We start from the raw sequence: 22919 nt of genomic DNA, 5'->3' as shown, positions 1-22919 counted from the left end.
CTCTCTGCGCGTAGCCCAACTGGATAAGGCACGGAACTTCTATTTCTGAGATTGCGGGTTCGAATCCCGCCGCGCAGTCCAACCCCGAAACGCACCGGAGGCCGCATGTCACCCCAGAAGCCCCGTTTCAATGACCGGATCATCAAGGATGGATTTCCTGATGGCTGGTTCATTCAAGATCGGATCTGCCAGAACGAGGCGCTGCTCTGCCGGAGATCAGATTTTTCGCCAGGTGGAATCACGTGCATCTGCACCCGCCCACGCGCAATGGAAACCGACGACTGGGTTCTGCATGCGCAAATCATCGCCTTCGGATTTGAGGCGGAGAACAACCGCCGCATCCAAGGGCGCAAGTCCTGCTAAACCCAACCCCGGAGGCACCATAAACTTGATGGACAGACGAATTTGGCCCTGCCCTCACAGGACGAAACGAAAGCGCTTTGCAGCCTTGGCTATCACTAACGATGGTACAATCATCAAGCATTTCCCGACACGTTTGGCGGCGGCGCTTTGGCTAAAAACCAAGCGCGAAGCGAAGGCGCAATCATAATCTTCGCGGCCAAATCCAACAATCCCCGGAGGCACCCATGGGAAATATGAGCCGCAGAGGCTTTCTAGGAAGATCCACCGCACTCGCTGCCGCAGCGATGATGCCAATTCCAAAAGCGATGGCGCTGGTGGCGCAAAGCACGCCTTCGCTTCAATGGTTTGCGGTAGGAACCGACGAATTCCTCTACCCATATCTCGCCACCTCTATGGAGAACGCGGTCGCGCAATACGCCACAGAATACGGAAGAACCGTAGGCGACGAATGCCCTGAGTGCGGAGATGCCTCCTGCTTCGAGCACAACGACGACCTCGACGCCGCGCTGCCGTGGATCAAAGATAACGGCTTCGCGTTCGACAGCGACCTGCCGGTTGATCGCGATCCGAGCCTTGCCGAATGGATCAAGGCCGGGTGCAATGTCCCATGCGAGGCCTGCGATTATGGCGAGCCGACGGAGTGCAGGATGTTCGAGGGGAAGGCCCTTTGCGAGGAATGCCTGCAGATAGCGAGGACCGATAGGCTCGACAGGATTGTCGGGACTGCACCGGGCACGCCGATCAATCAACCGCGCTGGCACCTGTCCAGCTAACCCCCCTTTGATGGAGCCAAATATGCACAAAGTGAAGAAAGGTTTCTATGCCATGAGAGGCGTCTGGAAGCACACTGAAAACCGTGATGGCGACACAGCAACAGCCAAGCTTGGCGACTTCACTATTCAAGTTCAGGATCTCGACGGTGACTTTGCTGAATACGAGATCAAGAACGCGAACGGTGAGCAGATCGCTAGCGGGCGATGTGCTGGTTACGACGACTTTGAGGCATGCAAGGCAGCCGCCTGGGCAGCAATGACCCACATAGCCTAGCCCAGAAGGCCCAACCCCGAAACGCAAAAAGCCCCGCTCACTGGCGGGGCTTACACGTTGCAGTCATGCGAGTATCTGTTCTCGTCACCCATGACAGCCAGTTATCCGGTAGCACCTCAGGATCACCGGGCATTGTCGCCCGCGCCTCCCCGTAAGAGCCGCAGCCCGCATCACCAGCTGTCAGAGTTTCGCCGCAGCTGCTCAATGTTGTCAGGGCGGCTATTACCCCGCAGATCTTCCACTGCCTCACGACCGGCCTCCTTTCGCTTTGCGCTGTCCTCCAGCGTCTCGATGTACGTTTCCTTGCGCCCCTCCGCCTTCTGTGACCGCCCATAGGCCCAGATAGCCGCGAGGATCGCCCCAGCGGCCACCAGATAGCCCCAGGAGCGGGATAGGAGGGCGGAGATCACAGATGCCACCCTTTGCGCTTGGCGAGGGCATATGACGCCTCAACCAGTGCGCCGATCAGCAACGCACACACGGCAACGATATCGGGGTCTGCGGCCAGTTGTGCGCCGACCTGATCAGAGCCAAAGAACAGCGCCCCCACGACATAACGCAGGGCGATCCGAGCAAGCGGAGAGAAGTTCATCATTTGCGAAAACCTTTCAGCAGTGAATTGATCAGAGAAAGCCACCAAGGGCGCTCTGCCGTGGCCAGTTCCGGTTGCGGCTCTACGTCGGGACGGGCGACGTGCGCCCTTGGGGCCATGTCGCCTTTGCTATATGTGCTCCATGATAGCTGCCAATGCGGCCCATCTTTGAAGCTGGTCCAGTCTCCGCCCCATTCGATATCGACATCCAGTTCCTCGGCGGCTTCCTTGATAACTGGCGCAAGCTGGTGGTATAGCGGCCAGTCCCATGACACCTCCCCGTCCAACAGAGGAGCCACGTCAACTGCATGCCCGGTCAAATGGCGGCTATTCATAGTCTTTGATGCCCCCGAATTGACCAACTGCCGCTGCCGATTTCTAGTTCGCAGACCCTCCAAAACAGTGAAGTCCACAGGGCTGCGGCTGATTGCAAGTTTCATCACCGCCACCAAGTCTGGGTGGATGCCTCTCATTCGCTTCATGCTGCGTTTTGAAAAGCTGTATGACATGCGTTATCTCCATGCGAAGAAAGCCCGCTGGCGGGCCGTCTGGTTCGATTGTTAGTGGTTTATTTCCGGCGGGACGTAATCCGGGCCAGCACCCTCAGGCACAAGCGCCTGTTGGGATAGAACGCCATTTCCGTCACAGACCACCGGGCCTGTTCTTCGTCGCTCAGGGACTTGTGCATGGCCTTGAGGTGCAGATATGCCGCCAGAGCGCCGCCGCCCTTGAACAGCAGGTCAAGCCAATTGCCAGCCCCGCGCAGCTGCGCCACGGTGAGCCAACCGAGATTGACCGCTGGATGCCCCAAGACCTGCCAGAAAGCCGTATTCCCGACCGCCGCAAGGAAACCGCAGAAGATCGCGGCCTGTAACCAGCCCGGCGCGTCAGGATCAGTCCAGCGCGTTGGTCTATACGCCCACATCACCAGCGCGCCGTAGAACAACAGGGCAACCCCAGCGCCCCAAGAAACCCAATCACCCATCTTTTGTCTCTGCCCCCCGGCTTATCTCGATTGTCTTGCGCAGGAGGTCGCGGCGACGCTTCGCCATCTCATCCCGCAGCTTGTCCGTGCGCAGTTCAGCCCGCGCGAGGGCGGCTTTCTTTGCGGCGGCATCAACCCCGCGTAGAAACTGGGGCCACTTCATTGCCCCCGCTCCCTGTCGTACCGGTCGATTGTGCGAATGGTTTCGACCAGCTCAGCACTATGTTCGCGCTCCCGGTCTAAATGCCGGTCGGTTTGGAGGCTGTTGCGACGATAGAGGTGGCCGACGGCGTAGGACAGGGCTGCGATCACAACAGCGCTAAGCCCACCTCCGATTTCCTCGATGAATAGGGAGAGGTCCATGGTTACACCGGCGGTAGCGCTAAGGTGGCCGCGCGCCATGAGTCGCCACCGGAACCACCAAATGAGCCTGGATCTTCCGCACCTGCAGTGCTGATTTTCCAAGCCAGCATAGCTGTAGCAGTGCCCCCTGCTGTGAGGCTTGCCGTGCGTGACCCTACCAAATCGAAGCCAACGGGCGGTGTTACATCAGTAACCGCGTCATCGTCTATGGCCCCGCAGGCAAGAACCAGTGAGTTTGCAGCGAAACCGGACCTTAATGGAGGGTTAGGCATACCTGTTGTACCATTGATAGAAGAAGCGGTCACGCCACCCGGATTAAACCCCCTGAATAACCCAAAAACCCAGCCGCAATAGTAACTCGGACTATCGACAGGTATTGTATTGTTGCTCGTGATGCGAGTGTTTACACCGTCCCAAGTGGCTAGAAGGAAAGCGGATCCGGGAGATTTGCTTGATTCAGATGATATTTTTTGTGCATTCAAAGAACCAGACGTGTAGATGGCTGAACCCAAGTCGTTGCGGTCCGCAGCCCCAACGCCAATCAGTGCATCGCCGACCTGCGCGTTGGGAAAAGTGCTGGCGAAATCCCAGTCTAAATACGGTCCTGCCGTGGCGACTATTGTAGTGGAGCCAACCAAAGGCCCGCCACCCCCGCCTTGGTTCGCCGCGATAAGCTGAAACAGAAAATCAACATCCATATCAGAACCCCAGTGCGCCGAGGAAGATGTCGCCGCCCTCACGGGTAGCGCCAATCAACGTGATTGCGTTGAAAGACGACGGAGGCGTATTGTTCGGCCACCTAACCGTCTCCGTAGGTGAGGCAATTGTCAGCGTATGGGTGTCGGCTCCATCAACGCGGATCATGACCTTGTCGCCCTGAATGAAGTTCACGAGGTTCAGCGTCCGCGCCGCTGTCAGTGTCACCGCCTGAAAGTCCCCGTTGCTGGGGTCAACATCGGTTGCCGCCCCAAGGTCTGAGGTCTTGGCAACCGCGCCAGCATAGCGCGAGATACCCCCCTCGACGGTGATTTCAAGGGTCGCGTTATTGCGCGCCTCGACATAGCCCAGATCAGCGCCGCCAGACATGGCCATGCCCAAGCGGCTGATCCCGATACCCACGCCATCAGTTCCAGATGGGTACAGGTTCAGCTCACCAGCATCGGTGTTTTCCTCGCCGGGAACGCCTGAGGCGATGAACTTGGCACCGTCCGCCGGGGTCTGAGAAATCAGGCCGGAGCTGCCGCCGTCCAGCGCCGACAGATCCGCCGTCAGATCGCCGCCGACCGACCGGGTGAGCGTCAGGATATTGGTTCCGCTGTCGAACGAAACGCCGGTTACAACGCCGTCAGCCGATCCACCACCGCCCACGGCATAACTCTGAACGCCAACATACTTGCCGAGGAAATCTACCCAAAGGAATTCCGTGACCTGGAACGCGCCCCCGCCGATCCGGGTATTCCCAACGCAAAGAGAGTTGTTCACCACGTCGATGTATGTGCCGGCATCAGAACTCAGACAGGCCAGCCAGTAACGCCGTGCTTCCATTTTCTCCACAGTCAGGGTGCAGGCGTATCCGGCAGTGTTGACGTAATACAGGCAGTCTTGTTGCGGGGTGAAGTTGTGCGGTTCATCAGGCAGGCGAATGCACTCATCGACGCCCACAGGGTATTCCCCGGCAAAGGACGTGGCAGCATCGAGCAGGGACCGCATTGCGCGCGGGTCAGGCTCAAGAGCGACATTTACGATATCGCCATTGCGCATTGAATGGCTGTTGTTCACATCCTGCGCCGATCCATATGGCCCCTCAGGACCGCCGGTGCTGACGAACTCGACCGGGACGCCGCGCAGCTCGTTGTCGCCGTTGCGGTTGTTGGCGGCATGGACGCGATATTTCAGGGTTCGCGCGCCCGTGGTGGCGTCTTTGTAGACCTGACGAACCCAGATCGACCCCTCAAGGCTGTTCAAGGTGCCGTCCAGATCAAGGGTGGTGACAGACGACCATGCGCCGCCGATGGGGTCAGTGGCCGAATGGATCTCAATATTGCGGTTCGCGCTGTTCTTGATGCACATGTACCACGTGTCGTCATCGGCCTGCGTAAGGTCAGGCTCAAGCATCGCGGTCGTGGTGGTGCCAACATTCATCGCGACCGGCGGGCCGAATGTCAGCGTGTCGATATCAAGGCATTCAGCAATATATGGCCGGAATGTCGGGGACTGATTGCCGAACCCGTCAGTGTAATCGTCCTGCGTCCGAATGCTGATGGTCAGATAGACCTTGTCGCCGATGTTGTGGAGCCGTGGCCCCCACAGCAGATCTGCCGCACGGGTCGCCCCCGGAAGCGTTGTCCCGCGCACCCCGCCAAAGGCGTTGCTGCCCTGTAGCTGGCATTTGATGTTCACCGGAGTGCCAAGAGCGCTCAGGACATAGACCGAGAAGTCGTAATCTAGCCCATCGCCTGCGGTTACAGGCATCAACCATGGGTCCATGCGGCGACGGCGCGCCCAGAATGGCTGGCTGTCGCGCCCGCCGGTTGTCGCGTCACCCGCGCCCCGGATCACAGGGAACTGGTTCAGGCGCTTGAGCGTCACCCCGTCATTGGAGAGGTGGAAATACTGCGCGGTCACATCTTGGTTTTTGAACGCCGACATAAGGAACAGGTTGTCAAGCTGCCCGCCCTCGCGCCGCAGCCCATCAACGTCGAACCCCCACAGGGCGCTGTCCAGACCTGTCGCGGTGCTGTCTACGGTGTGGCTCGCACCATTGCAGAAAACCCGCTGGCCGTCGCGCAGGTCACCACGCTGGATCGCGCCGCGCAGCTTGTAGATGTCGGAGAACTCAGGCCCGATCTCGAACGCCTTAACGCCGCCAATGGTGGTTAGATCAGGGTCAGTTTCCGACGCGTTAGTGACGATGTATCGGGTGTTTTCCGTCTCAGCGCTGAGAATGGTCCCGACCGGGTAGCTATCTGTTGCGTCCGCGCGCAAATCGGTCCCGTTGGCGAATGACTTGATATCGCCCGCGCCGCCTGTGCCGTCCGGCAGGGTCACGGTCGCAAGGTTTCCGGTCAGCTCCACATCGCCGCCGATCAGGTCAATCGCGGTCGCGGTGCCCAGCGGGTTGCCATCGCTGCGGATGTTGACACCCTGAACCGCCGAGGTGCTGAGAGCGCTTGCCGGGACGCGGGAGATATCGCCGTCAACCTCGACCAAAACCGTGTTCTCAGGGCCAAGCGTCTCGACCTGCGGGAGTTCGTTCGCGTTTTTCTGCGGTGTTCTTGTCATGCTCTATCCCTCAGCGAAGCTCAGACCAGTTTGTGAAGCCGCCAGTTGTCCGGTAGAAATGATCCGGCGGAATTGTTGCAGAGGCTGCGGTTTCAAACGAACCCGGCGCGCCGAGGGTGGCGATGGTCACCCATGCGCTCCCGTCAGTTGAAACCTGCGCAAGACCACTGGTGGACCCGTGGACCATCCACTGAATGGGGCGCCCGGTGGCGTTCTGATAGGAGGTATTGGCGTTGCGCGACCCGGTCAGGTTCTGCCAAGACTGCCCCACACCCAGCGCCTTGCCGTCTACCTCAGTGCCCACAAACGCCTTGACCGACTGCTGGCTGGGCGCGGCGGTTGCGCTGTCGCTTGCCATGTCGTCCTCATCGAGAAACCCGCGTGTGGCCACGGCGCCAAGGCCAAGAGTGGTGCGGGCCGACGCCGCGTCAGACGCTGCAATGAGAGACTTGCCGTAGGCCGTGACCGCGTTCCAAAGCCCGGTAAGGTTCGCAATCGCTGCCTGCACGTTGGTCGCGCTGTTCCCGGTGATCGGGGTGAACTTCACCAGCCCCGCGCCGGTCTCGTCTGTGGTGGTGACGTGCCAGTTATCTGACGGGAACCCTGGCAAGCTGGTGTTCGTGTCAGGATCGCGGATATCCAGTTTCAGAACCTTGTCCGTGAACACTGCGATGAAGTTGCCCGCGCTGTCCGCCACCAGAGGCGGAGGAACCACAACCGTTCCAGCCTTGTCCGAATAGACCGTCAGAGGGGAAACCGTGCCCTCCTTGAAAAAATACGCCATTGCACCGGGGACAATGTCGCCATTGCCATCCAGCGCACGGGGCATCAGAACCCTGTTCGCCATGGTTTTCGCCTCTATGTGGGGAATTGTGCGGACCGCTCTGGACTGGCGGCCTGTTCGTGATTAAGTTGTGTGGATGGATGTTTTAGACGCCCCGGCGGCCTTCGTGGCCGCGACCCTCCTCCTCGGCTTCATCGGCGTAAGCCGTCGCATGGATCGAGAGGAGACAGCACGCGGGAAGGTAAATTTAAGCACGAACCTTGCCTTTTGGGCGTTCCTGTTTGCCTCTGCATATGGGGTATTCTTCCACCTCGAACACCCATTCTGGGGTGACGTTATCGCGTCCTTTGTGGCAGGGCTGATCTTCCTTGGCCTGTCAGTTCTCGCAGGCGCTGCACTCCGTCACTTGCGAGGGGAGCAATCCCAGAAGTAGCCGCCCCGGCAGGCAATGAGAGCGGTATTCTCTGCGGAACCTGACCGGCCATCGCATCCTTGAGGGCATCAGCGCCGCGCATCGCTGTCCGGTCTGCCGCTGATTTTGCCGCCGCCCCCGCCGCCATGATCGGGATCGTCGCGCCTCCGGTCTGGATGCCGCCGAAGATATGCAGGGCCATCATCAGGCCGTTCCCGTTCGGTGACAGCTTGCCGACACGACGCAACACGTTTTCAGACGCCGAACCATGCACAAACTTGCGCATCATATCGACCTCATCAGCGCTAAACCAGCGGGCCTTGTTCGGGTTGTTGATGATAGAAGTGACCGCCTGCCGGTACTTGTTCAGAATGTTACCGCCGGATCCGGTTGAAGCTGTCTGATCAGCAGCCTTGCTGAAGGCATCGTCCAGAAGCTGGTATTTTGCATACCGGGAGTTGGCAGCGCGGGCCAAGCCCATCAGGTCGCTTGCCCCTGCCCGTTCATCAATCAGGTCATCAAGGCTACGGATCGCGTCAAGGATTTGAGGCTGATCTTTCGCCGAACCATACCGGCGCCACATATTCTGCCGGATATCATCCAGCTGAGAGAGCGTTGTGGGTTTGCCCTGGCGGTTCTCCAGAACCCGGAGAACCGCGCGAGAGGCATTATCCACTTCCTCAACATAGTTGCCGCTGTCAAACACGTCTGAAACGTTCTGGTAGAGGCGCTGCATGTCATCGCCGCTGAAGGTTTCGCCAGACTGATCGACCGCACGATATGCAGCATTCTTCGCAGATTTGAGCGTCTGGATCGTCGGTTTTTCCTGTGACCGTTGGAATACCCGCGAAACGCCCTTCGGAATGCCAGTCAACCCGTCGATCACCTTGGGTGCAGCGCCGCCGATGATCCCGCCAAGCGCCGCAGTTGCCAAGCCGTCAATAGCCCGGTTGCCAGCCCCGCCTTCACCCTCTGCAAACCCATAAACCGCCCCCGAAAGCGCGCCAAGTGCGGCGCCAGCCCCAGCCCGGCCCAACTTCGACTGCATCATTTGCAGCAGCTTTGCCCCGCCAAGACCGGGCAGAAGTGCCGGCGCAATCTCTGAGGCAAAAGAAAGAACAGGGTTTTCCTCCCGGAACTGTTCTTGGTTCTGACGGTAAAAATCCCGACGCTCCTCATAGCTGCCGCGACCCAAAGCCGCGTCGAACGCAGCCGCCGCCTCATCCCCGACGATGCCGAGGGTCGCGCTTTCGCCCGCCGAGTTGAGGGCCGTCCCCAGCTTTTCGCCGGGGGTCATAACCCCGTTATCCAGCCCGACCACATTGTCGATCACGCTTGTGATCATTGTTGGATCGCCCTGCACGACGTCGTTCAGATCGACGCTGCCTTGCTGACTGCCCATGCCGGGGTTTTGGCCTGCTGGCGAGGTGCGCAGGAGGCCCATCAGATCAGTGTCAGCAGGGTCCGATTGCGGCGCTGGCGCGGGCTGTGTTGCGTATTTCTCCCAAGGCCCTGCGGTCGCCTGTGGTGCGGCAGACTGCGGTGCCTGCGGCTGTGTTCGGTATTTCTCCCAAGGACCGGCCATTATTCCACCTTCACCCAATTTTCAGGATTGCCCGGATCACCGCCTTTGAAGCGATAGCCGTCCTCAGTGACGCCCGGTTGTGGCGCCTGGAGCCCACCAGATTGTGGTTCCGGCTGTTGCGGGGCCGCGCCCTGCTGGTCCATCCGGTCAACATAGGCTGCGCCGGGGCCAGAACCCAAACGGATACCTTCAATGGCGTTCGCCCGGTTGCGACGCTTTTGCTCGATCACCTGCGGGCTATCGCCCGGAACCGGGAAATACTGGATTTCGGCGTTCTCAAATTCCTGCGGGGAGATGACCGCGCCACTCTCGCGGCGCAAGATCGCGTTGATAAAGTCGCGTCGGGCCTGATCGAACCTCTGGAATTCCTCGGTGCGCATATAGTTGCCAAGGCCAAGGGGTATTGCATCGGCATTCTGCTGCAAAAACTCAAGACCCTGCTGCTCCAGCTCGTCAAGGGTCCGGCCCGCATCCTTCACACGAATTAAGAAACCAGAGTTTATCCCCTCATCAACGTTCAGATCCGGCATGTCACCGCCGCTCTGCCCGCCACCATATTGCACCGTAGTCCCGTCAGCCGTTGTGACGCTGAACCCCTGACCTTTCTTGGCCTGCGCATACTGGATGCGGTCGAGAGGCTGGCGGCCTGCGGCCCGTTCCTCTGCGGCGTAGCGCCCGTATTCGTCGGCAGGCTTCGGCGGTGCATTCAGTTCCTGAACCGATTTCAGCTTGTCCAGAACGTCGCCATACATCGCGGCGACTGTCGGGAATTCGTCAAGGCTCTGCAATGGCTCCTCGCCAACGGTGCCTAGAAGCTGGTTCAGGCCGTTCAGATCCCCGCGCTGATAGAACTGCATCCCCTGAGCGATACCCTGTTCCACGCGTGCGGCCTCTGCGGCCCGCTCTTGCGCGCCAAGAGACGCGACATAGGCTTCCGCCTCTCGCCCCATTGCAATCCGGCGCTGCTCCATCATCTGCGCGCGTGACTGCATGTTTTGCTGTGCGCTCTGCATCTGAACCGCCTGCATCGGGTCAAGCTGGGCCAGCGCATTCAGCGCCTGCGGCTGACCGGCTGCGATATCCGCGCCCTGCGTCTGGAACAGGTTACGAAGCGCGTTCTGGCTCTGGACTTGGTTCGTCTGCTGCGCGGCTGCCGATGACCGGGCCAGCGCGTTCACGATATCCGGCTGTTGGGACATCAGGGGCAAGCGGGTGTCGAGTTGGGCCATGTGCTGTCCTCAGGTGAATTTGAGTTTGGCGCGCGGTGTGACCTGCGTCAGGAAGTTGCGCGGGTCGATTTGCTGCATTTGCGGCGGCTGCGGTGGCTGTTGCTGGGTTAGGGCATTCACAGGCGCTCCCTGCTGGCCCATAGGGGCCGAAAGCGCGTTCTGCAGGGGCTGGCCCCCGAAATCACCGCCCGCCAGCGCGTTGGCCGCCTCTATGCGCCGGTCAAGGTGCGGAATGCCGGGGCGAAGGAACTGCTCGCTGTAGATCCGCGCGGCATCTGCCGGGGTTTGGGCTTGGGAAAGTGCTGCAGCGGCCCGTTTCTCGGTGTTGGCCAGCTCCCACATCGTGAAGTCAAGCTGCGTGTTCAGATCGCCCAGAGGCGCGCCTCGATCTGCAGCGTAGCTCTCAAACTGACGGCGGCGCGGGCCGGTCCACATGTTCAGACCGTAGCCACCTAGCGACCCGGGAACCACAGGGTTGTACTCGTTGATATCCGTCTGAAACCCGTCGCTCTCGATCTGCATGTTACCTGCAGCACCGATTGCGATATGGCGCGGCATCCCGCGCGCGACCAGACCGTTGATAACGTCTTGAGCGCTCGCCATGACCTACCCCCAGAACCCGCCAGAAGCCCAAGGCGCGCTGAGAGCGTTCGCAGGCTGGGGCGTGGCGCCGCTGGTCTGGTTTTGATAGTTCCAGATCCCGACGCCCTGGTTGATACCGTTGGATAGAGCGTTACCCATGCCAATTGCACCCGACGCCTGAGCGTTCCCGATGCCGGCCAACGCGCTTCCTGCTCCGCTGGCGTAATTCGCACCGGCATTGGCGATGTTGCCCGCAGCGGCTTGGCCTTGTGCAGCCTGCCCGGTCAGTCGGTTGAGATAGTCGCTGTAGAAGCTGCCCGCGAGAGCGTTACCGCGATCCTGCTGTGCCTTGATGGTCGCGCCGCTGAACAGGCTCCCTTGGCTCGCCGCGCTGCCGTCGATCTGGTCCTGAGACGTCTGAAGGACATATTGTTGATACGGGGTGGCTTCAAAGCCGCCGTATTCGGTCCCGCCAGTCGGGTTCGCCTTGGCATAGGCATCAGCTGCAGCCCGGTCGCCGAATGTCTGCTCTCCGACCCGATATCGCGTCACATCTCGCGGGCCGTAGTCACGCACCTGTTCGGTGTATTCATCAGACCACCCGGCGTTATGCACAACGTCCTTCAGAGAGCCGTCGCCATAGACCTGATCGGTGAACTCAACCACCCTCTGAGGATCGCCGCCGATCATCGGACGGTCGCCGCCCAATAGCTCAAAATTCAAGACGTTCTGATAGTTCAGGCCGCTGTCATAGAACGGCTGAAACCGCTCTTTCGTCTCATCGTAAATGCGGCCTTCAAGCTCAAGCTGGCTGTTTGCTGCCCGCTCTTGAGATTTCGCTGCCTTGCGCGATGAGGACGCGCCCAGAAGCGAGGATCCAATCCCTATTGCTGCTCCAATACCCATGGCCCCAGCTCCTTCATGATTACGTTTCCGCTATCCAGCGTCATTTTTCCGGTCTCTCGAAAACCAAGGCGCCGCGAAAAGCTCAGTGCGGCGCGGTTATTTTCAGCGGTCCAGCCGATTATCAGCTGCGGGCGCTCAGCCATCCAAAAGGCGCGCAAGATCGCCCGCGCAGGCTGGACAGTTCGCCCCCAAACTTCAGGCTTCACCCCGTAATGGGCCATCCAAACGCCGGGCCAGTGATCAGGGTGAAAAGCGCCGCAGACGCCATCGCAGGCCCAGTATTGAAAATCGCCTCCGGGCAGATCCTCAGGCGTGATGTCGCTCGCTTTTTGCTGCGATTTGTGGTGAAAGAACTCCCGCGCCTGATCAACAGATATGCGGCCTGCCTTCATGGGTGCTGCGCCTCCAGCGCCTCGACCTTCGCTTGCAGCTCCCGGATCGCCTGCGCCATCTTTTCAAGCGTGATCTGCGTTTCCATGGTGCTATGACCGTCCGGCTTGACCAGCGGGACGTTCGCCTGTGGTGTTTCAACGTTGATCATGCCAGTTCGATCTCCCCGACCGCCTCAATCGTCATATCCGTGTTGTCGCTGAGGGTGATTTCAAAGTTGGCGTTGCGGAACTGCCCCAGAGAGCGCCAGCGCACCACCTTGTCATACTCCCCTGCGCGGCCCATCGACCGCACCTTGTCCCGCGACCACGTTTTGCCGCGGTCCTTCGATACCCGCAGAGAAACCTTGCTGTCCGTGCTGACTGTGACGTCGTCGCCAGTGGCCAGAGCGGTATAGCCGTCCGTCGCCATCATGTATCCGCCGCCGATATGCAGCCCCGGTGAGCGCTGAGCCGTCAGCGTGGAATTGCCCACCGCCCCGATCAGGGTCAGGCGCGGGACACGGAACCGATTGCCGTTGTTGCGGATCGTGCGGGATACGGCCTTGCCAATCAGCGGCTGGCCGTCATCGCTCGGGATGCGATCAAGGCTGAACACCCGGCCAAAGGCTGAGCCGACGAAATCAGCGCCAAAGGCCTGCACCGAATGCGTGGCAGACCACGGCGTCAGGCTTCCACCCTCGGCGCGCTCGTGCCATTCGTCCATGACCATGTCGTAAACCCACGCCTCTCGGTCAGCGAAGCGGATAACGCAGAACTTGTGGCCCTCATCCTGATAGTAAAGGCAGTGGGTGGCGTCTTTCTGCTCCAGCGCCGTCTCAACGCCGCGCGTCGATACAGGCCGCATAGACCCGCCGGAAACCAGATAGGCAATCCCATCATTGCCGACGAAGAAAGCGCCGTTCGGGAACTTGATAAACAGGCCAAACCGCAACAGTCCGGTGTCCATGTCGCCGCCACTCATCGGTGCAAGGAAGTTCTCTCCGCCGGTCTGATACCAGCGTTCGATAGACCGCTCTTTGAAGATCCAGTAGATGCCCTGGATCACGGCACCGCGGATGATGTTGTCGTCGGTGCTTTCTGCCGTCGCAAAGCTGAGCCCGTCAAATGTCTCCGGCTCGGTCACGTCGGACCAGCCGAAGCGCCGGCCATTCAGTTCCGTGATAACAGTTCGCTGGCCAAGAAACTCGACAGAACCAACGTCTGAGAATGCGCCGGTATCAGGCTGCGTCAGCGTCTCGCCATCCCAAACGTAGTAATCCCCACCGGCCGTCACGACAGCGGACCCATTATTGCCGGAAATGGACACGTCACCGTCAGCCGACACCTGCCCCAAATCCGAAACAGTGCCGTTGCCGTCGATGCAGGACAGGTCCGCGCCGGATACCGCGAACACCTTGCCCGCTTCCTGCTCCATCGCCCGCAGTGGCGCCGATGCCAGATCGACAAAAGGCACCATGCCGGGAACGCGCTTGAGGATGGGCTTATCGCCCGCCTTCTCGCGGTAGATGTTGATCAGCCGCGCCGGATCTGCCTGCTGGTTGTCGCCGTCCTGTCGGCTGCGCCCGATCCACTCAACGCGCATCAGATCAACCGTCCAAGATGCTGCTGGAATTGCGGCGAGCAACCTTGCTCGGAACCTCAGTCAGGCCGCGCTCAAAGGAAACGGTGTCGATGGTCATATATGCCGCCTGAATTGCTCGAAAGAAGTCGTCAGCGTCGAAAAATGGCGGCACCACAAAATCCGGTGACAGCCGAGTTGCCAGCATGTAGACTACGCCGTCGTGATACTCTGGCCCCAGCGAAAACACATCCGACAGGCCAGCGTCCGTATGCTCGATATCCACGCTGCGGAGCTTCCATTCATGGAGCATGCCATTCAGCGCTTCAATGCCAACTGCGGCTTCGTCGCCGGTCGCCTCGTCATCGAGTGCAACCACGCCAGTCTTGCGATAAGCGCGGTTGATGATTTCCGCCATTGTGGTCACGCTTTTGCGCCCTTGAGCTTGGCAGGGCTATCCACCCAGCCCTTGGGCAGCTTCCCATCGGGGAAAATCTCGCCAACAGGTTCACCGTCAGGCCCGGTCTTATAACCCCAGGCCGGGCCTTTTTTCGCCTCATCTGTCATGGTTTTCGCCTCATCTGTCATGGGAAAGGCCGAGGCAATAAGCCCCGGCCCATCTGTTAGCTGGTAAGGCGCGCACCGAGGCGGGCGTCCACGGTTTCGGCCTTGTAAAGGATGTCGAAACGGAAGGTCTGGGCCAGAGTGTTACCGTCAACAAATTCCGTGCAGGAGATTGTGACCTTTTCGCCCGACTTGGTCGTGGTCTTGACACCGGAGCCGTTGGGAATATCCAAAGGCCGCGTGACAAGCGCAATCGCCTTGGGGTTCAGAAGCAGGGACTGCTTATGGACGCCATTGGCAGAGCCGGTCTTGACGGTAATCGCGGCGTTGTCCGCCGGAGCGGCAGAAACGGTCTGATACGCACCCGAAGTCACAAGGGGCGGCGACAACTGAACGGTCGCATTGCCAGAGCCGTCAGAGTTCACATCGGCTTTCACCACGAAGGTCTGAAGGCGCCCGGTGTCCTCTTTCGAGACCGGGTTGACCGCGTTCACGCCAGCGATAGTGATGACATCGCCCTTCTTGAGAAGACCCGTACGAGACGCCGACCATCCATCAGTGACCAGAGGCGACGAAAAGCTCTGTTTCGCAGCAGCATAAGTCACATTTTGAGCCGCGCCGTTCACCAGCGGGGTCCCGCCATGGTTCCCGACGGTGTGCGTCGGCGCGTAGACGGTCTGATAGTTGGTAAAACCGCCGTAACGACCAATGGTTGCTTCTTCAAAGGCGGTCTTGGCCTTGCCTTGGACATAGACACCCTTCAGCCCATCGGCCAGCTCAAGAGACGCGTCCGTGCCGTGAAACGCAACGCGGCCAGAGTTCGAGACCGCGCCATCGGTTAGGATCGCCCCAACTCGCCCCAAGTCCTTGAATGTGGACGGGACGGTGCCAGGAGTGCCGGAGAAGTGATAGAAGTCGGAGTATTTCGACGCGATATGCGCTTCCACCCGATCCTTCATCGTGATCATAGCTGGCTTCAGGATATCCTCAGAAAACCGGTTGAAGTCAAAGGTCCGCTCAAGCGCCCCGATCTGGACCGGGACGGTGTGCGTCTTGTCCAGGGTGATCGGGATGGTGGCCTGCTCGATATCTTCGCGGTAGCCTGTGATGTCGATATCATCCGCTTGGCCCTGATACTGTGTCGGACGGCGAATGCTGATCGTGTTGCCGACCTTCTCCGCGCCTCCGGGAGCCTGCCCTTGCAAGTCGGTGTGGACAGCGTTGCCCATGACCAGCTCATTCTCAAGGAGCATGATAGCTTCCTTAAGGATCTTGTCGGTAGTGTAGAAGTCGTTTGACATTTTTCAGGGTCCTTAGTGGGTTCCACCGGCCTCACGCCAAGCGCGGTACTCCGCTGCCGACATTTTTGAGGGGTCCTTGCTGACACCCGCTCCACCTTTCAGGGGCGTGACCGGGTCCGGTGCTGTGGTTGTGGTGCGGGGCTTTGGCGTCTGCGCCTTCACGGTGCGTTCAAGCATCCGCATGGCCCCTGCAAGTTCGGGCGCTGGCATAGCGGCAAGATCAGCCGCCAATTCCTTGTTGCTGCCAAGGTAATAGGCAACGTCAGCGCCATTGTCGGATAGGCCCATGAAATAGGCCATGTCCTGACTGATCGGCACGCTGTTGTCGCGGGCCACGGCGTCAAAGTCTGCATAGCGGGTGCGGGCGTCATCGAATTGGGCAGCCAGATTTCCAAAGGCTTCCTCAACTTGCTTTTGATGCAGTGCCTGCGTCTGCTTTGTGCTTTCCTCGGTCTCGCGCTCAAGATCCTTGACCTGACGGTCTTTCAAGCGTTGCTCAGCCTTGTAGGCCGACAATTCCGCAAGATATTCGTCGTGGTCTTGGAAGTCCTCAGCGTTGGGCCGGTTGCTCTCAACACCTCTGACGCGGTCAAGCTCTGCCTGCAATTTGGCGGCTCGGTCCTGCGCGTCTTTGGCCTCCTGCTTCACGCGGTCCATCTGTGCCTTTCGGCGCTGGTTCCGCGTTGTGCGATCACTCTTATCCTCGGGTTCCGGCTCTGCGCCTTCTACCTCGGCGGGCTGACCATCAGTCTGCCCTTCTGTGTTTCCCGTCGCTTCCGACGCCTGATCTGCCTCAGGGGTCACGGCTTCTGGGGCTGCCTCCGCTTCGGGGGCAACCTGCGCTTCTTCCGTCATTGCTCATTTTTCCTTAGAAAATGGGGGTTGGCCCCTGCTGCTGTTGCGCCGCCATCATCGACAGCGCCCGCGCGACCTCCGCTTGTACAAGCTGGGATACCGCTGCGTTCAGTTGACCGTTCTTGGCGGCCAATTCGAGTTGTTCGTTCATGACCTCAAACTGCGCTTTCTGAGCGTCGGCCTCAGCCTCGGTGGCCTCGGCTCCCGCCTTGCGCATTTCGATCTGCATCGCGGCCTGTTGAGCCTGCGCCTGTTGCGCTTGCTGTTGCATGGCCGCCTGCATTTGCTGCTGTTCCTCCGGCGACATGTCCTCTGGGTCGCGGAACTGAGGGGGCAGGCCCTTCTTCAGGCGCTCGGCAAACTGATCAGCGTTTGGCCAATCCATGGCGTCCGCGATAAGATCGCCTGTAACCTGAGCCGCGCCCGGAACAACGCGGATGAACTCCAGCATGCCCTCAGCGGTTTCCTGCCGCTTGGTGGCGTAGTTAGGGCCAACATTGACGCGGATGTCGTACTTTCCGACCGTCAAATCATTCACCGGCACTGCGACGGCCTGCCCGTCTGGCGAAAGCGCAATCTGCTGGTCGTTGATTGTCGTCATCTTCTCAGCGTCATCCTTGCCGAGAATGCGAACGTTGCGCTTGGTGTCGTAGATCTTGGGGATCATATCGACCAGAATACGGCCAGCCGTGGCGATGGCCTCTGCCATGTTGTCGGAATAGATCGAGGTCGAAACGTCGCTTTCCATCTGCCGCTGACGAATTGCGACACCTGATTTCTCGTTGCTCGACTGGCCTAAGGCGCTGTCATAGATACCCGTCGTGGCCTTCATATCCTCGGCTGCGCCCATGACCTGCTCAAGCATGGCCTGAGAGCTGATAGGAGGCGTCGCGCGCTGAGGTGCGCCAGGGGCTTTTTCGTCGGGGTTGTAAGGGAGGTATGGCCGGTTCCTTGAGTTGGCCTCGTTCCAGAACTGCTCAAGGCCTGCGATCTGCTTTGCAGTGACCAGATACGGCGCCTTAGGTTGCATCCCGGCAAACTCGGTCTGAGCCGAACGCCAGTAATTGTACATCTGCTGCGCGTCTTTTGCGTAGCGGATCACGCTGGAGCGGTGAACGCGGTCGCCGACGTGCCACTCCTCACCAGTGACAGCGACGACAGGAATAAACCGGGATGGCACCTCCTGCGGCCCTTCTAGGACGTCCTGCCCGCTGATCTTGGACCACATTACCTTGTGGGTGTTGACCTTGCGGCGCTTGACCTCAAACATGGGCGCAACGAAGTCCTCGGCGTCAACAACGGAGCCATCGGCCAAAAGCACAATCTCGCGGCTGACCGGCTCTTTCCAGAAGTATTCAGCAACGACAACCTTATCGCCTTCCTGCCAATGCTCAAGGCCGTCCGTGGCGCCATCGACCTCAACATCAGACGCAGACTTGCCTGGGTATGCCTCTTCAAACTCATCGCGCGTGATCTGCTCTGTGATAAACAGGTAACCGGCATCCTCGCGGGTCGGCATCTCTGCCTTAGGGTCGCAATAGACGCTGAGAGAGTTGCGGATACCTTTCAGCTTGATCTCTTGCAAAAAGCTGTCGTCGCTCTCGTATTCCGTCAGGATGCGGAACCAGCCAATAGACGAACCAGCTGCCAGTTCTGCCGACCGCTCATAGACGCGGCTGGCATTGCTGGCATATTCGATTTGTCGGATCAGGCCTTCGTAAATCTCGGCAGTTTCGCTGCTGGCGCCCTCGTCGGCAGGCATCACATTAATGGCAGGGTTCATGCGGCGGATGTCGCCCGTGACCTGCCGCACGAACTGGGGCATGCGGTTCAGGGTCAGGCAAGGCTTGCCCTCAGCCTCGCGCTCTTTGCGGATATCATCCGGCCACTGTTTGGCAACCAGCTTTTCCAGATCGTCAAGCGCTTCCTCGCGGTTCTCTCGATCTGCCTCAATCGCTTCGGCCATCCGGCTCCGCGCCAGCTTCAAGATCTTGTCGTTTTTCATGTTGCCAAGAACCCTTTGCCGCCTGCGCTGCCATAGAACCGGGACACATCAGGGATAGTGTCCACCATGTCGGGGAAAAGCTCAGTGCAAGCCCAGACCAAAGCGTCAGCCCGATCCGGGCTGTTGTCGCCCTGATATCCCTCGTTTGTGAATTGCGTGAGCTGGTTTTCCAGCTCCGGGTATTGCCCTACGTGTCGAATGCGGCCCTGCGCGTAGAGGGCTGCGACCGGCTCAGCCCGAACGTGTTTGCCGCGGCTGGCGCGGACCTGAATGACATTGACGTGTGGCGCGACTGTGCGGATCGTATGTTCCACCATGTCGCCGCCCTGGTTGACCTCTGCGACAATCGCGTCGGCCTGATGCTTGTGATAGAGCGTAACGGCGGCCTTGGCCCATTCTGCGGGTGAACCACTTTGGCTGCCATCCTCAAGGACATAGCCTGCCTGATCACTGTCTGTACCCGACGCCCCAACGGCAACAATGCCGTGTTCGTCGCTTTCCTCTGTGTTCGTAACCGCCGGGTCCACCGCAATCACCGTGCGCCGCAGCTCTGGCGGCGTTGCAACCCGGTATGTGTCGATTGTCCCTTGGGACCACAAAGCCCCCGGCAGGTCGCCAAGGATCTCCGCGTTAAGCTCCTGCCTGCCAAGCCGCGTCCCGGCGTAGCGCTCCTGCACTTTGCGTAGGAACGACTTTGCGAGGTTGGCCCGGTTGTCCATCGTGCTGCCGCGCGTAACGTGAACCTCGCCCTCTTTGCTGGCCACCAGCGCCTTGATCAATTCGGTTGGCCTTGGCGTTGTTGTCACCAGCGCCTGCGGATGCTTGCCCAGACGAAGGCCGAACTGGAGCATATCCCACGTTTCGCGGGCATAACGCCATTTGGCCAGCTCGTCACACCATGCGGCATCGAACTGAGGCCCGCGAAGCTGGTTCGGCTCTGTCGCATTGTAGCCCAGAGCAATCGCCCCGTTCTTGAACGTGACGCGCACCGGCTTATAGCGAACGTGCGGCTTTTCATCCTCAGGGAACACAGAGAGCAAACCGCTGTCCCCGTTTATCATGACCTCCTCAAGGTCTTTTTGCGTCTCCGCGATAAGCGCTATCCTCTGCGCGCCCGCTTCAATCTGCTCTCTGATCCACTCCGCCCCGGTGCGGGTTTTCCCCCAACCACGACCCGCGAGGCACAGCCAAACGTCCCATTCACCATCGGGTGCAATTTGATCCGGTCGCGCCAGGAAGCCCCGCCAATCGTAAAGAAGGGCCTCGGCCTCCTGATCGGATAGCTGCGAGAGAGCCTTGGCCCTTTCATCCGCAGGGAGGGCGGCAAGCCGCTCGGCAAGTGAGCTCATTCACTGGTGCGATCTGCAAGCGCGTCGAGGAAGGTGGCCAGCTTTGAAGACCCCGTTTCCGTCTGGATCGGCCCACCATTAGGCCCTGAGTGTTCGACCTTGGAGCGGTCAACGAACATGCCTAGATGCTTGCCCAGCTTCTCCAGCGCGGCCATCTTGTCCCATGCCCGGATCTTGTGGACGTGGTCGATAATCGGGTTTCCATCCTCATCATATTCGCCGCTCGGCTTCTTCACCACCTCAACAGTGCTGACGAAACCAGCGACGTCGTCTTCCCAATCCTGCGCATCGATCAGTGCGCCGCCAGTCGTCAGCACTTTGCGAAGATCAGAGAATGCCACCTTGGCAAGCTCTTGCAGCACTTTGTCCTGCGTGATCTCGGTGCGCTTTGACCGCGCCTCCTGCGCATCACGCACGGCCTCCATAACTGAAGTTTTCTGAAGCAGCTGATACCCCTGCTGCTCTGCGGTCCTCTCGCTGTATCCAGCACGAATGGCCGCCTGCGTGGCGTTCAGGTCAATGAGGTATTCTTCCGCGAAGCGCTTCTGCTTCTCGTTCAGTTTCGCGTTATCGCCGCTCATAGGGGCAACCTCCGCTGATATTGTTGATTTATGGATATCGAAACGCGCCCAAGCGGGTATTCACCACCGGGCGCAATGTTCCATTTGTGCAATTATGCGCGCGGATTGGCCACTTAATCCGCAACGATAAGCCAATCATCGGCCAGCATATCGGCCTGGGAGGCAAGCCAGCCGGGCTGCCACTTCTTGTCCGCAGTCCACATGGCCAAATAAGGCTGACAGTCGAGAGGAGTTTCCTCACCAATCCATTTCGCGGTGCGATCATTCACCTTTCGGGCCGTGCCTTGAGTGTTGAACGGCGGGAGCTCCAAGCGCGGCATCAGGACAATGAACATTCCCTTGCCGTTCCAGCCCGCCCGAGCAACACGATGGCCTTCTTTGACGGCTTGGAGCGCATGGCCAAAATTCATGCTCCCGGACGACTGATAGGCCCGCTCAAAAACATCAGCGGGCGACCAGCTGATATAGCCTTCATGATCGGGATGATTGGAGGCGCCGCCATCTACATATTCGACCAAAAAACCGGCATCGCTACCGTCTTCATCTGCGGGCAGCTCCCAGCCGCGATAGTCGTTGTACGCCTGCCGGTTCATAGGTACGGCTTTGATCTGCTTCGTGCCGTAGTAGACTTCAGACATAAGGCTTCCTTTACTGTGCTGGATTTAGGATTTTCCCCGTCGCCCCACATTCAGCATCGTCCTGAAAGCTCTCGCTTCCCCGCACATGCTGTTGACGCCTGAGCGCATGATGGGTTCTGGCCGGTGACGGGGAGTGCCGGAGAATGGAGTGGTGCGGGACGTATTGAAATCCGACGCGTACCCAAAGGCAGAGGCGCCGGACAGGTCTGGGACGCATTGCGAACCAGGATTAGCAAGTTGAACGCGGGCCGGTCGCTACTCCGGCTCCGGCCTAGGTCGCTACACCCGGCTCCGCCCCTTTGGATCGGGGTGCTCGCATCCGAGCTCTCACGGTCTGGTCGCGCTATCTCCGTCAGGTTCCGCCATCAGGTTCTAGCGATCTTCTAAGCGTGTCTGCTTTCCACGCCGCCGCGCTCAGGTGGTGCCCCGGCCCTTTGGATTGGTTTGCAGGTGATCAATCCCGCCTTATCCCCGGCCCCCAAAGGTGGTAGCCGTAGCCCCAGAACACCGCCAGAAAGCGGTTGTGCGGGTCTTTCCCCGCCTGTCAGCCCTGCGCTGGACCTGCGAAAGGGGCGCGACCCCAATATGCTCTGAATTGCAGTAGCACCCAAGGCCGCTGGGGCTTTGGGTTGCGCTCGCACCTACCGTCTCACCGGGTCTGGCGGTCACCGGCTGGGCCGGATACGAAAAATATACCACCCGAAGTGTCACCCGGCAACCCTTTGCACAAGCCCTTGCGTATCTTCACCAGATACACGCCGGTCGCCAAATGTCATTTCATACCAAACCCGACCTGCCTCAACCCTTTTCACATCCACAAAGAAGCCCTTGAACGGGCCGCTGATCAGCTTGGCCGGCTCCCCCGCGCACGGCATGAATGCGCGGATGCGCTCTTGCTCTTGCCGCTCCTGTTCAGTCGGCAGGCCCATTGCTTGATCAACGTCGTCTTGCGTCAACCGTACAGGCTTGTCAGCTATTGAGAACACGCCAGACACGATGCGGCGCTGACGCATAACGTCCCAATGGGGTTCGTAACTGAACTTGGCATAGATGATGCGGGCTATCATCGGCGACACGAATTCCCTATCCTGGCCGTTCACCTTGCGGAACTTGGATACCTCCGGGTAAACGACTTGCACCCCCGCGCCATCAAAGACACGCTCTAGCACCTCCTTGGTGCGGGCCTCTTTCTGCGGGGCGGTGATAAGGGCATGCCATACGGGTTCGCAGGGCTTGCCCACGATCCCGCGTGACGACCGGAACGGCCACGGGTCCCCTTCTTTCAGGTCCAGCGTCATTGCTTTCCCCCTGCCCGCTCTCGGTGCAGCACAATCCCCCGGCTGATGCATCCGCCATTCCGGCCCCCGAACACCTCGCCAATGACGGCCTGCGGGATGCAGTGGTTGTCGAAAAGATCCGCCCAGCACTCGCGGCGCAGGAGGGCAAGCGGGGTGATGGTGCTGCCGCTGAGTGGGTCACGCCCGAGGAACTGCTTCACCGGGAAGCGGCGATCTTTGGCAAGCTGCGATGCGATCCGGCGAACCTT

At 59.8% G+C, this 22919-nt stretch carries 29 protein-coding genes and 1 tRNA gene; 5 read left to right on the top strand and 25 right to left on the bottom strand.

Translation table 11 applies throughout. From position 1 onward, the window contains the following. Positions 1–4: 4 nt before the first annotated feature. The 4 genes from OO25_RS21835 (at position 5) to OO25_RS21820 (ending at position 1410) form a co-directional block, all read left to right on the top strand. Positions 5–81 (top strand) — tRNA-Arg (locus OO25_RS21835). A 24-nt stretch (positions 82–105) separates the two neighbouring features. Next, on the top strand, positions 106–363 hold the full coding sequence (locus OO25_RS21830; protein WP_027247895.1) for a hypothetical protein: 258 nt from the start codon (positions 106–108) through the stop codon (positions 361–363). A gap of 224 nt (positions 364–587) precedes the next feature. Further along, positions 588–1136: a twin-arginine translocation signal domain-containing protein gene (locus OO25_RS21825; protein WP_139044823.1), complete on the top strand. Its 549-nt coding sequence runs from the start codon at positions 588–590 to the stop codon at positions 1134–1136. Between the two features lie 22 nt (positions 1137–1158). Continuing rightward, the gene (locus tag OO25_RS21820; protein WP_040182918.1) at positions 1159–1410 is read left to right on the top strand and encodes a hypothetical protein; all 252 of its coding nucleotides are present in this window, start codon (positions 1159–1161) and stop codon (positions 1408–1410) included. A 170-nt stretch (positions 1411–1580) separates the two neighbouring features. On the opposite strand, the gene OO25_RS21815 is transcribed toward OO25_RS21820, so the two are convergent. From OO25_RS21815 to OO25_RS21715, 25 genes are all read right to left on the bottom strand, one after another. Further along, a complete protein-coding gene (locus tag OO25_RS21815) occupies positions 1581–1820 on the bottom strand; it encodes a hypothetical protein (RefSeq protein WP_040182917.1) in 240 nt (79 codons plus the stop codon). Continuing rightward, complete coding sequence (locus OO25_RS21810) at positions 1817–2005, bottom strand: hypothetical protein (protein ID WP_052465767.1); 189 nt, start codon at positions 2003–2005, stop codon at positions 1817–1819. Before OO25_RS21810 ends, OO25_RS21815 begins: the two co-directional genes overlap by 4 nt. Further along, positions 2002–2511 (bottom strand): M15 family metallopeptidase, encoded by a 510-nt coding sequence (locus OO25_RS22430; protein ID WP_082035398.1) that lies wholly within the window; start codon positions 2509–2511, stop codon positions 2002–2004. The genes OO25_RS21810 and OO25_RS22430 overlap by 4 nt, the downstream gene beginning before the upstream one ends. A 59-nt stretch (positions 2512–2570) precedes the next feature. Next, positions 2571–2987, bottom strand: a complete 417-nt coding sequence (locus tag OO25_RS21800) for a hypothetical protein (RefSeq protein ID WP_040182916.1) — start codon at positions 2985–2987, stop codon at positions 2571–2573. After that, positions 2980–3150, bottom strand: coding sequence for a hypothetical protein (locus OO25_RS23100; RefSeq protein ID WP_175304868.1), 171 nt, complete (start codon positions 3148–3150; stop codon positions 2980–2982). Before OO25_RS23100 ends, OO25_RS21800 begins: the two co-directional genes overlap by 8 nt. Next, positions 3147–3350: a hypothetical protein gene (locus OO25_RS21795; protein WP_139044822.1), complete on the bottom strand. Its 204-nt coding sequence runs from the start codon at positions 3348–3350 to the stop codon at positions 3147–3149. Before OO25_RS21795 ends, OO25_RS23100 begins: the two co-directional genes overlap by 4 nt. 2 nt (positions 3351–3352) lie before the next feature. Beyond that, positions 3353–4048, bottom strand: a complete 696-nt coding sequence (locus tag OO25_RS22880; protein ID WP_139044821.1) for a hypothetical protein — start codon at positions 4046–4048, stop codon at positions 3353–3355. 1 nt (position 4049) lies between these two features. Then, positions 4050–6632, bottom strand: coding sequence for a hypothetical protein (locus OO25_RS21790; protein ID WP_040182911.1), 2583 nt, complete (start codon positions 6630–6632; stop codon positions 4050–4052). Between the two features lie 10 nt (positions 6633–6642). Next, a complete protein-coding gene (locus OO25_RS21785; RefSeq protein ID WP_040182910.1) occupies positions 6643–7479 on the bottom strand; it encodes a hypothetical protein in 837 nt (278 codons plus the stop codon). 272 nt (positions 7480–7751) lie between these two features. Further along, the gene (locus OO25_RS21780) at positions 7752–9413 is read right to left on the bottom strand and encodes a hypothetical protein (RefSeq protein WP_040182909.1); all 1662 of its coding nucleotides are present in this window, start codon (positions 9411–9413) and stop codon (positions 7752–7754) included. Continuing rightward, entirely contained in the window at positions 9413–10642 is a 1230-nt protein-coding gene (locus OO25_RS21775; RefSeq protein WP_040182908.1) for a hypothetical protein, read from the bottom strand. The genes OO25_RS21780 and OO25_RS21775 overlap by 1 nt, the downstream gene beginning before the upstream one ends. A 9-nt stretch (positions 10643–10651) precedes the next feature. Then, positions 10652–11245 carry a phage tail tip lysozyme gene (locus OO25_RS21770; protein ID WP_040182906.1) on the bottom strand — a complete coding sequence of 198 codons (594 nt, stop codon included), beginning with the start codon at positions 11243–11245 and terminating at the stop codon, positions 10652–10654. A gap of 3 nt (positions 11246–11248) precedes the next feature. Next, on the bottom strand, positions 11249–12130 hold the full coding sequence (locus tag OO25_RS21765; RefSeq protein WP_040182904.1) for a hypothetical protein: 882 nt from the start codon (positions 12128–12130) through the stop codon (positions 11249–11251). Next, entirely contained in the window at positions 12109–12522 is a 414-nt protein-coding gene (locus OO25_RS21760; protein ID WP_040182902.1) for a GNAT family N-acetyltransferase, read from the bottom strand. Before OO25_RS21760 ends, OO25_RS21765 begins: the two co-directional genes overlap by 22 nt. Then, on the bottom strand, positions 12519–12671 hold the full coding sequence (locus OO25_RS23095) for a hypothetical protein (protein ID WP_175304867.1): 153 nt from the start codon (positions 12669–12671) through the stop codon (positions 12519–12521). The genes OO25_RS21760 and OO25_RS23095 overlap by 4 nt, the downstream gene beginning before the upstream one ends. Then, the gene (locus OO25_RS21755) at positions 12668–14104 is read right to left on the bottom strand and encodes a hypothetical protein (protein ID WP_040182900.1); all 1437 of its coding nucleotides are present in this window, start codon (positions 14102–14104) and stop codon (positions 12668–12670) included. Before OO25_RS21755 ends, OO25_RS23095 begins: the two co-directional genes overlap by 4 nt. A 4-nt stretch (positions 14105–14108) precedes the next feature. Next, positions 14109–14507: a hypothetical protein gene (locus OO25_RS21750; RefSeq protein WP_139044820.1), complete on the bottom strand. Its 399-nt coding sequence runs from the start codon at positions 14505–14507 to the stop codon at positions 14109–14111. Continuing rightward, complete coding sequence (locus tag OO25_RS23090; protein WP_175304866.1) at positions 14504–14647, bottom strand: hypothetical protein; 144 nt, start codon at positions 14645–14647, stop codon at positions 14504–14506. Before OO25_RS23090 ends, OO25_RS21750 begins: the two co-directional genes overlap by 4 nt. 56 nt (positions 14648–14703) lie before the next feature. Beyond that, positions 14704–15945, bottom strand: coding sequence for a P22 phage major capsid protein family protein (locus OO25_RS21745; protein ID WP_040182897.1), 1242 nt, complete (start codon positions 15943–15945; stop codon positions 14704–14706). A 12-nt stretch (positions 15946–15957) separates the two neighbouring features. Next, positions 15958–16800, bottom strand: a complete 843-nt coding sequence (locus tag OO25_RS21740; protein WP_040182896.1) for a hypothetical protein — start codon at positions 16798–16800, stop codon at positions 15958–15960. A 13-nt stretch (positions 16801–16813) separates the two neighbouring features. Continuing rightward, positions 16814–18805, bottom strand: a complete 1992-nt coding sequence (locus OO25_RS21735) for a portal protein (RefSeq protein WP_040182894.1) — start codon at positions 18803–18805, stop codon at positions 16814–16816. After that, entirely contained in the window at positions 18802–20154 is a 1353-nt protein-coding gene (locus tag OO25_RS21730) for a DNA-packaging protein (RefSeq protein WP_040182893.1), read from the bottom strand. Before OO25_RS21730 ends, OO25_RS21735 begins: the two co-directional genes overlap by 4 nt. Beyond that, positions 20151–20735 carry a terminase small subunit gene (locus OO25_RS21725; RefSeq protein WP_071233301.1) on the bottom strand — a complete coding sequence of 195 codons (585 nt, stop codon included), beginning with the start codon at positions 20733–20735 and terminating at the stop codon, positions 20151–20153. The genes OO25_RS21730 and OO25_RS21725 overlap by 4 nt, the downstream gene beginning before the upstream one ends. Before the next feature lie 113 nt (positions 20736–20848). After that, entirely contained in the window at positions 20849–21373 is a 525-nt protein-coding gene (locus OO25_RS22425; RefSeq protein ID WP_040182891.1) for a DUF2829 domain-containing protein, read from the bottom strand. A 707-nt stretch (positions 21374–22080) separates the two neighbouring features. Next, positions 22081–22671 (bottom strand): transcription termination/antitermination protein NusG, encoded by a 591-nt coding sequence (locus OO25_RS21715; protein ID WP_040182890.1) that lies wholly within the window; start codon positions 22669–22671, stop codon positions 22081–22083. On the opposite strand from OO25_RS21715, the gene OO25_RS23085 reads away from it, so the two are divergent. After that, a partial coding sequence (locus OO25_RS23085) for a hypothetical protein (RefSeq protein ID WP_175304865.1) occupies positions 22671–22919 on the top strand: 249 nt, incomplete at its 3' end. The two genes, OO25_RS21715 and OO25_RS23085, sit on opposite strands and share 1 nt — an antisense overlap.

It is taken from the genome of Phaeobacter sp. S60 (genome assembly GCF_000826845.1).
Classification (GTDB): Bacteria; Pseudomonadota; Alphaproteobacteria; order Rhodobacterales; family Rhodobacteraceae; genus Phaeobacter; species Phaeobacter piscinae.
This window is presented reverse-complemented; position numbering and strand designations above follow the sequence as displayed.

What these genes read in the sequence shown, in the direction of transcription:
- OO25_RS21830 (WP_027247895.1), top strand. Translation starts at nt 106, where the DNA reads ATGTCACCCCAGAAGCCCCGTTTCAATGACCGGATCATCAAGGATGGA.
- OO25_RS21825 (WP_139044823.1), top strand. Translation starts at nt 588, where the DNA reads ATGGGAAATATGAGCCGCAGAGGCTTTCTAGGAAGATCCACCGCACTC.
- OO25_RS21820 (WP_040182918.1), top strand. Translation starts at nt 1,159, where the DNA reads ATGCACAAAGTGAAGAAAGGTTTCTATGCCATGAGAGGCGTCTGGAAG.
- OO25_RS21810 (WP_052465767.1), bottom strand. Translation starts at nt 2,005, where the DNA reads ATGATGAACTTCTCTCCGCTTGCTCGGATCGCCCTGCGTTATGTCGTG.
- OO25_RS22430 (WP_082035398.1), bottom strand. Translation starts at nt 2,511, where the DNA reads ATGTCATACAGCTTTTCAAAACGCAGCATGAAGCGAATGAGAGGCATC.
- OO25_RS21800 (WP_040182916.1), bottom strand. Translation starts at nt 2,987, where the DNA reads ATGGGTGATTGGGTTTCTTGGGGCGCTGGGGTTGCCCTGTTGTTCTAC.
- OO25_RS23100 (WP_175304868.1), bottom strand. Translation starts at nt 3,150, where the DNA reads ATGAAGTGGCCCCAGTTTCTACGCGGGGTTGATGCCGCCGCAAAGAAA.
- OO25_RS21795 (WP_139044822.1), bottom strand. Translation starts at nt 3,350, where the DNA reads ATGGACCTCTCCCTATTCATCGAGGAAATCGGAGGTGGGCTTAGCGCT.
- OO25_RS22880 (WP_139044821.1), bottom strand. Translation starts at nt 4,048, where the DNA reads ATGGATGTTGATTTTCTGTTTCAGCTTATCGCGGCGAACCAAGGCGGG.
- OO25_RS21790 (WP_040182911.1), bottom strand. Translation starts at nt 6,632, where the DNA reads ATGACAAGAACACCGCAGAAAAACGCGAACGAACTCCCGCAGGTCGAG.
- OO25_RS21785 (WP_040182910.1), bottom strand. Translation starts at nt 7,479, where the DNA reads ATGGCGAACAGGGTTCTGATGCCCCGTGCGCTGGATGGCAATGGCGAC.
- OO25_RS21780 (WP_040182909.1), bottom strand. Translation starts at nt 9,413, where the DNA reads ATGGCCGGTCCTTGGGAGAAATACCGAACACAGCCGCAGGCACCGCAG.
- OO25_RS21775 (WP_040182908.1), bottom strand. Translation starts at nt 10,642, where the DNA reads ATGGCCCAACTCGACACCCGCTTGCCCCTGATGTCCCAACAGCCGGAT.
- OO25_RS21770 (WP_040182906.1), bottom strand. Translation starts at nt 11,245, where the DNA reads ATGGCGAGCGCTCAAGACGTTATCAACGGTCTGGTCGCGCGCGGGATG.
- OO25_RS21765 (WP_040182904.1), bottom strand. Translation starts at nt 12,130, where the DNA reads ATGGGTATTGGAGCAGCAATAGGGATTGGATCCTCGCTTCTGGGCGCG.
- OO25_RS21760 (WP_040182902.1), bottom strand. Translation starts at nt 12,522, where the DNA reads ATGAAGGCAGGCCGCATATCTGTTGATCAGGCGCGGGAGTTCTTTCAC.
- OO25_RS23095 (WP_175304867.1), bottom strand. Translation starts at nt 12,671, where the DNA reads ATGATCAACGTTGAAACACCACAGGCGAACGTCCCGCTGGTCAAGCCG.
- OO25_RS21755 (WP_040182900.1), bottom strand. Translation starts at nt 14,104, where the DNA reads ATGCGCGTTGAGTGGATCGGGCGCAGCCGACAGGACGGCGACAACCAG.
- OO25_RS23090 (WP_175304866.1), bottom strand. Translation starts at nt 14,647, where the DNA reads ATGACAGATGAGGCGAAAAAAGGCCCGGCCTGGGGTTATAAGACCGGG.
- OO25_RS21745 (WP_040182897.1), bottom strand. Translation starts at nt 15,945, where the DNA reads ATGTCAAACGACTTCTACACTACCGACAAGATCCTTAAGGAAGCTATC.
- OO25_RS21740 (WP_040182896.1), bottom strand. Translation starts at nt 16,800, where the DNA reads ATGACGGAAGAAGCGCAGGTTGCCCCCGAAGCGGAGGCAGCCCCAGAA.
- OO25_RS21735 (WP_040182894.1), bottom strand. Translation starts at nt 18,805, where the DNA reads ATGAAAAACGACAAGATCTTGAAGCTGGCGCGGAGCCGGATGGCCGAA.
- OO25_RS21730 (WP_040182893.1), bottom strand. Translation starts at nt 20,154, where the DNA reads ATGAGCTCACTTGCCGAGCGGCTTGCCGCCCTCCCTGCGGATGAAAGG.
- OO25_RS21725 (WP_071233301.1), bottom strand. Translation starts at nt 20,735, where the DNA reads ATGAGCGGCGATAACGCGAAACTGAACGAGAAGCAGAAGCGCTTCGCG.
- OO25_RS22425 (WP_040182891.1), bottom strand. Translation starts at nt 21,373, where the DNA reads ATGTCTGAAGTCTACTACGGCACGAAGCAGATCAAAGCCGTACCTATG.
- OO25_RS21715 (WP_040182890.1), bottom strand. Translation starts at nt 22,671, where the DNA reads ATGACGCTGGACCTGAAAGAAGGGGACCCGTGGCCGTTCCGGTCGTCA.